Source organism: Nocardiopsis sp. FIRDI 009 (assembly GCF_003386285.1).
Lineage (GTDB): Bacteria > Actinomycetota > Actinomycetes > Streptosporangiales > Streptosporangiaceae > Nocardiopsis.
In genome coordinates this window covers 62,942-75,116 of record NZ_QPNC01000033.1, presented here as the reverse complement: position 1 = coordinate 75,116, position 12,175 = coordinate 62,942, and the positions used below count along the sequence as shown (strand labels likewise).

The following is a 12,175-nucleotide window of genomic DNA, read 5'->3' as shown; positions in this document are numbered from 1 at the left end:
TCAGGCGACGCGGCGGGGCGAGGCCAGGTCGCGGACGAGGTCGACCGCGGCGTCGGTGCACCGGACGGGCACCGAACCCGTCTCCAGGACGGAGCCGTCGCCGAGGACGCGCTGGGTGAGGAAGTACCGGCCGAGGACCCGGGTGCGTGTGCCTCGGGTGTAGACCGCCGGTTCGCCGTAGAGGTCGAGTCTGGTGCCGGGGACGTCGGCCCGCCGCAGGGCGGCGTACAGCTCCTTGAGCGCCTCGTCCCGGCGGACGGCCAGCGCGCCGTACGTCGCCGCGGTGCGGAGCCCCGTGCCCGGGCCGTCCGGCAGGCGCGCCCACCGGTCTCGGGCCTCCCACGGGGCGGTCCCTTCCGCGTCGGTGCGTGTACTGGTCATGCTGAGAGGTTCGCACCCGCGCCGACGCGAGGGAAGGGAGGATACAAAGAGATCACGCTCTGGGCAGTTCCATACACGTCAGTACCGAATTCTTGACAGGGTCGGTACATGGTGGACCGACCGAAGCCCGCCTGGGTCGAGTTCGGCAAGCACGTCCGTCGTCTCCGCACCCAGGCGAACCTCTCCCTTGACCGCCTCGCCCGGCTGACCACGTACTCGGCCACGTACCACAGCAAGATCGAGCGCGCGGTTCGGGTGCCCAATGTCGGAATTGTCGAGGCTCTGGACCGGGAACTCGGTACAAGGGGCGCGTTGCTCAGGATGTGGCGGGACGTCGCGCGTTCGGAAAGCGGCTCCTGGTACGAGCAGCCGGACGAGTATGAGAAGGAAGCGACCGAGATAAGGTTCTTCCACCCCTTTGTCCTCCCCGGTTTCCTCCAGACCGAGAGCTACGCGCGGATCATCACGTCCCACTCGGTTCCGAACATCGACCGGGAGAGCCTGGAGAAGACCGTCGGAATGCGGCAGGCGTGGCGGCGGCTCCTGCGGGAGAACGAGGATCTCCGGCTGAGCGTCGTCATCCCGGAGTTCGTCCTCACCCGCCTGGTGGGCGGGGCCGAGACGATGCGGGAACAACTGGAGAGGCTGATCCAGGAGTCGCAGACCGAGGGGCTCACCCTCCAGGTCCTTCCGGAGGGGATCAGTGACTTCGCGTGGACCGTCGGCGCCTTCTGGCTGGTATACATTGAGGACCAAAGTCCTATTGTGTGTACCGAACACTGCATCGGCGGACACATGACGAGTGAGGCCAGGTACGTGCGGAAACTGGAGTCCGCATACAACAGGCTGCAGGTATGGGCACTTTCTCCGAACGACTCGTTGCACAAGATCAAGGCACTGAGGGACGTACTGTGAACGAATGGCACAAATCCTCTTACAGCGCGACCGATGTTCGATGCGTTGAGGTCAAGGAGATGTCGGACTCCGTCCTCATGCGCGACACGCAGAACCGGGAACTCGGCCACCTGAGCTTCACCCTCCCCGAGTGGGGCTCCTTCCTCGGGGACCTCAAGGCCGATTCCGTCGGATAGCGGTCCCGGGACCCGTCCGACACGGCGAGGGGGCGGCGGACCGCTGCGCGCGGTCCGCCGCCCCCGTGGGCGGGACGGGGTCAGGAGCCGTGCGGGCAGGAGTCCCGGTAGTCCGAGAAGTCCGTACCCCAGCCGGTCCTGGGCGGCGGGCACAGGAACTGCTCGTACCGCAGGTCGTCGTCGACGAACCGCTTCAGCCAGGAGATGCTGAACCGGGCGATCGTCGTGTCGGAGAAGTTCGGCGCGAAGTGGCTCGCGCCGCGCAGCTCCAGGTAGGCCGAGTCCAAGTCGGAGTCCAGGCTCTCGTAGAACGGGATGGAGTGCGACCAGACCGGAGCGATCGTGTCGTCCTCGGCGCCGATGACCAGCGTCGGCACCTCCACGTCCGACCAGTCCTTCTGGGTGTGCCAGGGCGTGAGCGGGATCGCCGCCTGGATCTCCGGGCGGTCCTCCGCGACGGCCAGCGTGCCGCCGCCGCCCATCGAGTGGCCCATCACGGCCAGGCGGTCGCCGTCCACCCGGTTCGCCACGTCACTGCGGTCCACCAGGTAGTCCAGGGCGGCGTCGATCTGACGGCCCCGGCTGTCGGGCTGGTCGTACCGGGTGTTGGTGTCGATGGTGAACACCACGAAGCCCTGTGAGGCGATCCGGTGCCCGTACCAGGACATCGACGACTGGCTCGCCGTGTACCCGGGGGCGATCACCACGCCGCCGAAGGTGCCCTCGCTGGTGTCGGTGGGGTAGTAGATCGTGCCGCCGCCGAAGCCCCACACCAGGGACGACACACTGGTCGTGTCGGTGTCGAAGGGGCCGCGCACGGCGGTGACGCTCTCCTCCGTGGGGTCCGGGCCGCGCTCGTAGGGGTTGTCGGCGGCCTGGGCGGGGGCGGCCAGCCCTCCGGCCGCGCCCAGGGTCAGGGCCACGGCCAGGGCCGCCCTCGCGACGACGCGGCCCGCCCAGGAGCGGGCGGTGCCGTCGGCGGTCGTGTCGATGGGGGAACGGGGGGTCTTCGTTCGCACGTCGGTGTCCTTTTCGTGCAGCGGGGAAACGCGGGACAAGGCCGCGCTCCGGGGGGTTCGTCCGTTGCCGAAAAACGGTCGCGCCGTCCGTATTCGGTGTTCTTCTGGGGCTTCGCGGGGGAATGTCGGATTCCGTGCCCCGGGGTTCGTCGGGGGTGCTGGTCGGGTTTCTCCTTTCTGTGCCTGGTTTCACTATGGTGTCGTTTCGATGAAATGGAATCCGTGTGATCACCAGTCCGACCGACCGGCCGGTTCGGCGGCGGTGCCCGACCCCCCGCCACGGGCGCCCCGCCCGGGACGCCCCGCCGGGCTCAACCCCGCTGGCGCGGACCCCGCCACCAGGACAGGAGGCGGTCGAGCAGGTCCGGTTCGCGGCGTCCCGCGTCCGGCTCCGGGCGGGGCGCGGGGAGCTGGGATCCGCGCCGCGGCTCCGTGGCCTCGGGCTCGACCCGTCGCAGGGGTTCGCCGGGGACGAAGGCGACGGGCAGTTCGCGCAGCCCCCGGACGAACACCGAGGGGACCGCGCGCAGCTCCTCGGGCGGGACGGCCAGGTGCAGCCCGGTGAGCCGTTCGTTGAGCGTGCGGACGGCGACGGCCGTGATCATCCGCGCCAGCTCCCGCGCCGGGCAGGCGTGCGGCCCCGCCCCGAACATCAGATGCGCGCGGTTGCCGCTGACCACCCCCGAGGTCCCGTGCTCCGAGGCGGGCCGGACCGCGGGGTCGCGGTGCGCGGGGGCGAAACCGATCAGCAGGGCGTCGCCCGCCCGCACGTCGGCGTCCCCGATCCGCACGTCCTGCAGGGCGAAGCGGGCGGCGATGAGCTGGAACGGCATGTCCGTCCACATCACGTGGTCCAGGAGGTCCTGGACCGACACGCACGCGTCGGCCTGGGCCTGCCGGAGCCGGGGGTTGGTGAGCAGGGTGCGCATGGTGTTGCCGATGAGGTGTGTGGTCGGCTGGTGGCTGGCGTTGTTGATCAGCGCGGCCTGGTGGGCGACCTCGTGGTCGCTGAGCCCCGCCGGGTGCGCCAGCATCCACGACACGAGATCCTCACCGGGCCGCTCCCGCTTGCGCACCACCAGGCCGGCGAAGTACTGCTGGATCCGCGACACCGCGTCCGCGCCCCGCTTGGCGTCCTCCTCGAAGACGATCGAGGTCAGGTCGCCGAGCATGTGGCCGTAGCTGTCGGGCAGCCCGTACAGGCGGTTGACCACCAGGACCGGCAGCGGGGCGGCGAACTCCGCGATGAGGTCGGCCCGGCCCCGCGTGACGAAGGCGTCGACCAGGTCGTCGGCGATGCGGCGGACCACCCGCTCGGTCGCGGCCAGATCCACTCTGGACAGGGCGTCCACGATGGGGGCGCGCAGCCGCGTGTGCGTTGCGCCGTCGGTGTACAGGGCGTTGGGCCGCCAGGACAGGGTGGGTCGGGAGGTGGCCAGGTCGACACGGCCCTCGACCACCTCGCGCCAGCGGCGGGTGTCCCTGGAGAACAGCCGCTGGTTCCGCAGGACCGTGAGGTTCTCGTGATAGCCCAGCAGGACCCACGCGCGGACACCGTCCTCCAGCTCCACCGGGGCGACCGCGCCGTGGCGTTCGCGCAACCGCTCCCAGAGCCCGTCGAGCCCGGTGTCGGGCAGGGGCCCGTGCAGACGGGTGAGCTGGTACGGGCAGCGCGAGGCGGACGGGGCGGGGTCGCCGCCGTCCGTTCGGATGGTCGTCATCGGGTGCGCGGCCCCGGGGCGCCGGGCCGCCTCCCTCCCTTCGAGGAGAAGAAACGTCGTCGGGGTGACGGGAGGGGTGGGCGGACCCGACCGGACGTCGGGGCGGGGCCGTGCGGGCGCGCGGACCTTTCGGGGGTGGGCGTCCCGGACACGGCGGAAAACGGGGATGTCCGCCCTGGTCGTGGAATTCTAGAGGGGATTCCCGTCCTTCCTCAACAGTTCACGGAAACGTGCGTCGGGGTTTTCCCGGGGCGGTGGATCGGGCGGGCCGTGAATTCTGATATTTCCGCCGTTGTATTCCTTTTCCGCCGTTCCGCGCCCCCTTCCCCGCCTCGTGCGCGGGGCGGCCGGCGCCCCGCCCCGGACTGTCGGTACCGGACCGTAGCGTCGACCACGTGAGCGATCGATGGAGTACCGACGACGTCTGGGCCCTGGCCCCGGATCCCCCCTCACGCAAGGCGGCGCTCAAGGTGGCCAAGACGGGCTCCTGGCCCCGGAGCGGAGTGATCACCGGCCCCGCGGACACCGCCTCCGCGGTCTGGGGCGAGTGCGCGGGGAGCGGCGCCAAGCCCTACCTCGCCGCCGCCCACCTGGACGGTGACGGCGGCCCCGCCTACAAGTGCAGCTGCCCCAGCCGCAAGATCCCCTGCAAACACGTCCTCGCCCTGCTCGCCCTGTGGGCCCAGGGGAACGTGGACGCGCGGGACGAGCGCCCCGAGTGGGTCGCCTCCTGGCTGGCCGGGCGTGCCGCACGCCGGGCCAAGGCGGCGAAGAAGGCGGCCGGGCCCGCCGACCCCAAGCGGGCGGAGGCCACGCTCAGGGAACGGGAGAAGGCCGTCGCTGGCGGTATGGACGAGCTCCGGCTCTGGCTCAACGACCAGATCGACGCCGGACTGGCCGAGGCGCCCAAGCACCGCTACGACCACTGGGACCGCATGGCCAAGCGCCTGGTGGACGCCAAGGCGGGCGGCGCGGCCTCCGCCGTCGCCGAGCTGCCCGGCGCCGTTCGGGCGACCGGCTGGCCCGAGGTCCTGCTGGAGCGCCTCAGCATGCTCCACCTGCTGGTCGGCGCCCACCGCGCCGGGGAGGACCTGGACGAGCGCACGCGCGGCGTGGTCCGCGCCCGGATCGGCATCACCACCCGGGCGGACGAGGTCCTGGCCGACGGGGAACGCGTCCGCGACACCTGGTGCGTCCTGGGGGAACGGAACACCCCCACACCCGAGGGCGACATGACCGCCCACCGCGTGTGGCTGCGGGGAGCGGACAGCGGCCGCCTCGCCCTGTCGCTGAGCTTCGCGCGCTCGGGGCAGGCGCCGCGCGCCCCCTTCCGCGTCGGGACCGAGGTGGACACGGAACTCGCCTTCTACCCGGACGGCCAGCGCGTGGTCCCCACGGCCGACGTCGACCCCCGCCCCGCGCCCCCGCCACGGGGCACGACGGTGGTCGAGGCGCTCGACGCCTTCGCCGCGGCACTCGCGGTCGACCCCTGGCGGGACACCTGGCCGGTGGTCCTGGACCGGGCCGCCCCCGCCCACGACGACGACGGCGGCTGGCACCTGGCCGACCCCACCGGCGCCGCGCTCCCCCTCGCCGCCGGTTCGCCCTGGCGACTCCTCGCCCTGACCGGCGGCCACCCCCGCACCGTGGTCGCCGAGTGGTCCCCCCGGCACGGACTCACCCCCCTGACCGTGTGGGACGCGGATGGAAAGGCCGACGCACTGTGACACCGGACCCCCTGGCCCCCGCCGACTCGTGGGACCGGCTGGTCTCCACCGCCCTCGTGGGCACCGCCCGCCGCGCCGTGCCCGCCACCCCCGACCTTCCCGACACCCCCGCCGCCGAGGGCGCCGAGGCCCTGCTGGACCGCGCGGCCCTGGCCACGGTCCGGCGGGCGGCCGGGTACACGCCCGGAACCGCCGAACCCGTCGCCCCGGACCCCGGGGACGAACCGCCCCGGATCGAGGGCGCGGCCGCGCACCGGCTCGCGCTGATCCTGGCCCAGCGGCCCGAACTCCTCCCCGAGTGGCTGGCACTGGTCGCGGCCACCGGCCGCGAGGTGGACCGCGCCAACATCCCCGCCCTGCTCGAACGCGGTGAGCGCGACAGCCGACTGCGCCCCGCCGTCGCCGCCGCCGTCGGCGCCCGGGGCCGCTGGTTGGCCGGACTCAACGAGCGGTGGGAGTACGTGACCGCCGAACCGCTGCCCGGCGACACGTTCGTCGAGCGGGACTGGACCGACGGCACCCCCTCCGAACGCCGCCGCGCCCTCGCCGCACTGCGCGCGATCGACCCGGACGCCGCCCGCGCGCTCCTGGAGGCGGTGTGGGACGGGCTGGGCAGGGCGGAATGGCGCCGCCGCCTGCTCGACACCTTCTCCACCGGCCCGGTCCCCGGCGACGCCGCGTTCCTGGACCGCGTCCTGGACGACAAGGCCGCCAACGTGCGCGGTCTGGCCCTGTCCCTGCTCACCCGGCTCCCCGACAGCGCGCACGCCGACCGCCTGCGCGGGTACGTCCGCGAGCACGCCCGGCTCGGCGGACGCGGGGAACTGGTGGTCGACGACGTCGACGCCGCCCGCACCGACGTCCTGCGCGACCTGGCCCTGGTCGTCCCCGAGCCCCCCCGCTCCGGCGAGGTCTTCGAGCGGACCTGGGCCCTGATCACGCACGCGCCCCTGGACGTGTGGACCGACCTGTTCGACACCACCCCCGGTGAGGTCTTCGCCGCGGCCGACGCGGCGCGCGAGGTCCGTCTGCGGGACGCGCTCGCCAACGCCGTCGGCCTCCAGGCGGATCCTGAGTGGGCGCGCGCCGTGCTCGGCTTCCTGGGCGGGGGGCTGGTGGGGCAGCTCGCCGACACCGCCCGCGGCCGCGAGGCGGTCCACGTGGAGGCCCTGCTGGGCGTGCTCCCCGCCAAGGAGCGCTGCTCGGTGGCCCTGGCCGCCGCGCGCGACCGGAGCCGGGCCAAGACCCGCGACGCCGACCTCGCCCACCTGGCCCATGCGGTCGGCGACCCCTGGGACCGCGAGCTGTGCGAGCTGTTCCTCGACCGGCTGGGCGGACCGGCCCCCAAGCAGGGCCGTTCACCCTCCGCCTACCGCTCCCTCTGCGACCTGGCGGCCGAGCGCCTGCCCCCCGACCACCTCGCCGACCTGCCGGACGACCCGCCGCGCGGCGGTGCCGAGGCCGACGCCTTCCTCCGCCTGAGGGAACTCCTCCGCTTCCGTCTCGACATGCACAAGGAGCTCTAGTTGACCAGCAGCACCCCCTCCATCGGCACCGACGCGTCGCAGGCACTGCGCCCCCACGCCGAACAGACCTACGCCGCCGAACTGGAGGCGCTGGCCAAGACGGACGACCGCCAGCGCCCGCCCGGCTGGAAGCTCTCCCCCTGGGCCGTCACCCAGTACCTGATGGGCACCACGTTGGAGGACGGGACGGAGATCACGCCCAAGTACATCGGGTCGCGCCGAGTCGTGGAGGTCGCCGTGGCCACCCTGGCCACCGACCGCGCGCTGCTGCTCATCGGTGTGCCGGGCACGGCCAAGACCTGGCTGTCCGAGCACCTCGCGGCGGCCGTCGCCGGTGACTCCACCCTCCTGGTGCAGGGCACCGCGGGCACCTCCGAGGAGGCCGTCCGGTACGGGTGGAACTACGCGCGGCTGCTCGCCGAGGGGCCGTCCGAGGCGGCGCTCGTGCCCAGCCCGGTGATGACGGCGATGGCGCGCGGGTCGATCGCGCGCATCGAGGAGCTCACCCGCATGCCCTCCGACGTGCAGGACGGCCTGATCACCGTGCTGTCGGAGAAGTCGCTGCCCGTCGCGGAGCTGGGGACCGAGGTCCAGGCGCGGCGCGGGTTCAACGTCATCGCGACCGCCAACGACCGCGACCGCGGGGTCAACGACCTGTCCAGCGCGCTGCGCCGCCGCTTCAACACGGTGGTGCTGCCGGTCCCGGACAGCGTGGAGGACGAGATCCGCATCGTCACCCAGCGGGTGGAGCAGCTGGGGCGGTCGCTCGACCTGCCGGAGGTGCCGACCAGCCTCACCGAGATCCAGCGCGTGGTCACGGTCTTCCGCGAGCTGCGCTCGGGCGTGACCGAGGACAACGGGACCAAGCTCAAGTCGCCCAGCGGCACCCTGAGCACCGCCGAGGCCATCTCGGTGATCACCAACGGCATGGCGCTGGCCGCGCACTTCGGCGACGGCCTGCTGCGTCCCGCGGACGTGGCGGCCGGAATCCAGGGCGCCGTCGTCCAGGACCGGGTGTCCGACGGCGTGGTCTGGCGCGAGTACCTGGAGACCGTCGCGCGCACCCGCGACGGGTGGGGCGAGTTCTACCGGGCGTGCCGCGAGGTGGGCGCCTGATGGCCCGAGCCCGACTGGACACGAGCGGGCTGCACGTCCTGGGCGTGCGGCACCACGGCCCGGGGTCGGCCCGGGCCGTCCGGGCGGCCCTGGAGGAGATCGAACCCGACGCGGTGCTGATCGAGGGGCCGCCGGAGGCGGACGCGCTCACCCACCTGGTGGGGGAGCTGGAGCCCCCCGTGGCCCTGCTGGCGTACGTGAACGACGCGGCCAGGGGCGGACCGGCGACCGCCGCCTCCCGTGACGGGTGGGCGTTCTGGCCGTTCGCGAGCTTCTCCCCGGAGTGGGCGGCGCTGCGGTACGCGGTCTCCGCCGGCGTGCCGGTGCGCTTCTGCGACCTGCCCGCCGCCCACACCCTGGCCGACCGGGTCGCCCGCGCCGAGACCGGGGCCGAGCGGGAGAGGGACCGGAGCGCCGACGGCCCGCCTTGGGGCGACGGGGCCGACGGTCCTCCCCCGGGTGATCAGGACGCGTCCACCGCCCCGACGGCCGTCGGGGACGAACGCGTCCGGGCCGACCCGCTCGGTGTGCTCGCCGAGGCCGCCGGGTACGACGACGCCGAACGCTGGTGGGACGACGTCGTCGAGCAGCGGCGCGACGGGGAGCCCTCCCCGTTCCCCGCGATCGCCGACGCGATGGCCGCCGTCCGCGCCGAGGCCGGGCCGGAGACGGGCCGGGACGCCCGCCGCGAGGCGTACATGCGTCAGACCCTGCGCGCCGTCCTCAAACAGGGGCACGAACGCGTGGCGGTCGTGTGCGGAGCCTGGCACGCGCCCGCCCTGCGCGACGTCGCCGACCACCCGGCCAAGGACGACACCGCCCTGCTCAGGGGGCTGCCCAAGGCGAAGGTCACCGCCACCTGGGTGCCGTGGACGCACGGCCGCCTGGCCACCGCCAGCGGGTACGGGGCCGGTGTGACCGCCCCCGGCTGGTACCACCACCTGTTCACCGCCCCCGACCGGCCGGTGCACCGGTGGCTGGCCGACGCCGCGCGCCTGCTCCGCGAGGAGGGGCAGCACGTGTCGTCGTCGCACGTCATCGAGGGGGTGCGGCTGGCCGAGAGCCTCGCCGTCCTGCGCGGGCGGCCGCTCGCCGGGCTCGACGAGGTGTCCGAGGCGCTCACCGCCGTGCTGTGCGAGGGCGAACCGACCCGGGCGGCGCTGGTCCACGGGCGGATGTCGGTCGGCGAGCGCATGGGGTCGGTGCCGCCGTCGACCCCGATGGTGCCGTTGCAGCGCGACGTGACGGCGGCGCAGAAGCGGCTGCGGCTCAAGCCCGAGCCGTTCGACCGCGACCTCGACCTCGACCTGCGCAGGGACGGCCAGCGCGAACGCGGGGTGCTGCTGCACCGGCTGCGGCTGCTCGGGGTCGAGTGGGGCGTGCCGCGCACCCCCGACCGGGGCCAGAAGGGCACGTTCCGCGAGACGTGGCGGATCCGGTGGGAACCGGACATGGACGTCGCGCTCATCGAGGCCAGCCAGTGGGGGACCACGGTGGAGTCGGCGGCGACGGCCAGGGTCGTCCACCAGGCGCGTGAGGCGCCGCTGCCCACGCTGACCTCGCTCACCGAGCAGTGCCTGTTCGCCGAGCTCGGCGACGCCCTGCCCGAGGTGCTGTCCCTGCTCACGGACCGGGCCGCCACCGACAGCGACGTCACGCACCTGATGGCGGCGCTGCCCCCGCTGGCGCGGTCGGCACGGTACGGGGACGTGCGCGGCACCGACGACACGCACCTGCGCGCGGTCGCCGAGCAGATCCTGCGCAGGGTGTGCGTCGGGCTCGCCCCGGCCGTGCACGGGCTGGACGACGACGCGGCGGCGGAGTTCGTCGCGCGGATCGACGCGACCCACACCGCCGCCACGCTGCTCGGCGGCGAGGGCGAGCGGGTGTGGACGGAGGCGCTGGTCGCCCTGGCCACGCGCGACCCGCTGCCGGGCCGGATCGCCGGGCGGGTCAACCGGATGCTCCTGGACTCCTCGCTGCTGGAGGCGGACGAGCTGCGCCGCCGCCTGGGGTTGGCGATGTCGCCGGGCGCCGAACCAGCCGAGGCAGCGGCCTGGCTGGAGGGCTTCCTCCAGGGCAGCGGACTCATCCTGGTGCACGACGACCGGCTCCTCAGGCTGATCGACACCTGGCTGCTGGGGCTGCCCGAGGACCGGTTCACGTCGGTCCTGCCCCTGCTGCGGCGCACCTTCGGGGCGTTCGACGGGCCCGAACGGCGGGAGATCGGCGAGGCCGCCGCACGGATCGGGGGCGGCGGCGAGCGGATCCCGACCGCCGACCGGCGGCCGGTGGACGCCGAACGGGCCGCCCCCGCCCTGGCCGCCGTCGCGGCCATCCTCGGCAACGGAAGGAGTGGGTCGTGAACGCCGTGGACGAACGCGAGCGCCGCTGGCGGCTGGTGCTCGGCAGGGAGGCCCGGTGCTCCGGGCTGGGCGCGGGCGACCAGGGCATGGACGGCGCCTTGGAGGCCCTGTACAACCGGGGGGACGGAACCGGTGACGCCTCCGGGCGCAGGAGCGCCGGGCTCGGGGGCTCGGCCCCCAGGGTGGCCCGGTGGCTCGGGGACATCCGGGAGTACTTCCCGACCTCGGTCGTCCAGGTCATGCAGCGGGACGCCATGGAACGGCTGGGGCTGCACCAGCTCCTGCTGGAGCCGGAGATGATGCGGTCCGTCGAACCGGACGTGCACCTGGTGGGGACGCTGCTGTCGCTGAACCGGGTGATGCCGGACGAGGCCCGCGAGTCGGCCCGCGCCGTGGTGCGCAAGGTCGTCGAGGACTTGGAACGCAGGGTCGCCCAGAAGACGACGTCGCTGGTGCGGGGCGCGATCGACCGGTCGGCGCGCACGCACCGGCCGCGCCGGGCGGCCGACATCGACTGGAACGCCACGATCCGCCGGAACCTGGCCAACTACCTGCCCGAGCACAACACGGTCGTGCCGCAGACCCTGGTCGGGTACGGGCGGCGGAGCCGGGGCGTGCAGAAGGAGGTCGTGCTGGCGATCGACCAGAGCGGGTCGATGGCGGCCTCCGTGGTCTACGCGAGCGTGTTCGGCGCCGTGCTGGCGTCGATGAGCACGCTGAGGACGTCGCTCGTGGTCTTCGACACCGCCGTGGTGGACCTGACCGAGCAGCTGACCGACCCGGTGGAGGTGCTGTTCGGGACGCAGCTGGGCGGCGGCACGCACATCAACAAGGCGATCCGCTACTGCCAGGGGCTGATCACCAAACCGGACGACTCGGTGTTCGTGCTGATCAGCGACCTGTACGAGGGCGGCGTCCGGGCGGAGATGCTCAAGCGGGTGGCGGCGATGAAGGCCGCCGGGACACAGGTCGTGGTGCTGCTCGCCCTGTCCGACGAGGGCGCGCCCTTCTACGACCGGGAGAACGCGGCGGCGCTCGCGGAGATGGACGTGCCCGCGTTCGCGTGCACGCCGGACATGTTCCCGGAGCTGATGGCCGCGGCCATCCAGGGCCAGCCGCTCACCGCCTGGGTGGACAGGCACCAGGACGCGTGACGTACGCGGGTGGGGTCGCCCGGCGGTCCCACCCGCGGGTGGGACCGCCGGGAACACCCGTGGAGGGGCAGGGC

10 protein-coding genes are annotated in these 12,175 nt (G+C 73.6%); 7 read left to right on the top strand and 3 right to left on the bottom strand.

Going from position 1 to position 12,175, the window contains the following annotated elements; translation table 11 throughout:
- Entirely contained in the window at positions 1-381 is a 381-nt protein-coding gene (locus DVR05_RS23805) for a hypothetical protein (protein ID WP_116248139.1), read from the bottom strand.
- Positions 382-489: 108 nt separating this feature from the next.
- Here DVR05_RS23805 and DVR05_RS23800 point away from each other — a divergent pair, with 108 nt between their 5' ends.
- A complete protein-coding gene (locus DVR05_RS23800; RefSeq protein ID WP_116248138.1) occupies positions 490-1,296 on the top strand; it encodes a helix-turn-helix transcriptional regulator in 807 nt (268 codons plus the stop codon).
- Entirely contained in the window at positions 1,236-1,472 is a 237-nt protein-coding gene (locus tag DVR05_RS23795; RefSeq protein WP_116248137.1) for a DUF397 domain-containing protein, read from the top strand. Before DVR05_RS23800 ends, DVR05_RS23795 begins: the two co-directional genes overlap by 61 nt.
- Before the next feature lie 80 nt (positions 1,473-1,552).
- Here the strand turns inward: DVR05_RS23795 and DVR05_RS23790 are convergent, their stop codons facing one another.
- Entirely contained in the window at positions 1,553-2,491 is a 939-nt protein-coding gene (locus DVR05_RS23790; RefSeq protein ID WP_369974576.1) for an alpha/beta hydrolase family protein, read from the bottom strand.
- A gap of 311 nt (positions 2,492-2,802) precedes the next feature.
- Entirely contained in the window at positions 2,803-4,212 is a 1,410-nt protein-coding gene (locus DVR05_RS23785) for a cytochrome P450 (protein WP_116248136.1), read from the bottom strand.
- Positions 4,213-4,682: 470 nt separating this feature from the next.
- Between DVR05_RS23785 and DVR05_RS23780 the strand changes: the two genes are divergently transcribed.
- Genes DVR05_RS23780 through DVR05_RS23760 form a run of 5 tightly spaced genes read left to right on the top strand, consistent with a single transcriptional unit; the run spans position 4,683 to position 12,101 of the window.
- Complete coding sequence (locus DVR05_RS23780; protein ID WP_116248158.1) at positions 4,683-5,939, top strand: SWIM zinc finger family protein; 1,257 nt, start codon at positions 4,683-4,685, stop codon at positions 5,937-5,939.
- Positions 5,936-7,465: a DUF5691 domain-containing protein gene (locus DVR05_RS23775; protein WP_116248135.1), complete on the top strand. Its 1,530-nt coding sequence runs from the start codon at positions 5,936-5,938 to the stop codon at positions 7,463-7,465. The genes DVR05_RS23780 and DVR05_RS23775 overlap by 4 nt, the downstream gene beginning before the upstream one ends.
- Positions 7,466-8,581: an AAA family ATPase gene (locus tag DVR05_RS23770; protein ID WP_116248134.1), complete on the top strand. Its 1,116-nt coding sequence runs from the start codon at positions 7,466-7,468 to the stop codon at positions 8,579-8,581.
- Positions 8,581-10,947: a DUF5682 family protein gene (locus DVR05_RS23765; protein WP_116248133.1), complete on the top strand. Its 2,367-nt coding sequence runs from the start codon at positions 8,581-8,583 to the stop codon at positions 10,945-10,947. Before DVR05_RS23770 ends, DVR05_RS23765 begins: the two co-directional genes overlap by 1 nt.
- The gene (locus DVR05_RS23760; RefSeq protein WP_116248132.1) at positions 10,944-12,101 is read left to right on the top strand and encodes a VWA domain-containing protein; all 1,158 of its coding nucleotides are present in this window, start codon (positions 10,944-10,946) and stop codon (positions 12,099-12,101) included. Before DVR05_RS23765 ends, DVR05_RS23760 begins: the two co-directional genes overlap by 4 nt.
- The last annotated feature ends 74 nt before the right edge of the window (positions 12,102-12,175 follow it).

Coding starts and splice junctions, on each gene's coding strand:
- DVR05_RS23805 (WP_116248139.1), bottom strand. CDS start 381: ATGACCAGTACACGCACCGACGCGGAAGGGACCGCCCCGTGGGAGGCC.
- DVR05_RS23800 (WP_116248138.1), top strand. CDS start 490: ATGGTGGACCGACCGAAGCCCGCCTGGGTCGAGTTCGGCAAGCACGTC.
- DVR05_RS23795 (WP_116248137.1), top strand. CDS start 1,236: ATGGGCACTTTCTCCGAACGACTCGTTGCACAAGATCAAGGCACTGAG.
- DVR05_RS23785 (WP_116248136.1), bottom strand. CDS start 4,212: ATGACGACCATCCGAACGGACGGCGGCGACCCCGCCCCGTCCGCCTCG.
- DVR05_RS23765 (WP_116248133.1), top strand. CDS start 8,581: ATGGCCCGAGCCCGACTGGACACGAGCGGGCTGCACGTCCTGGGCGTG.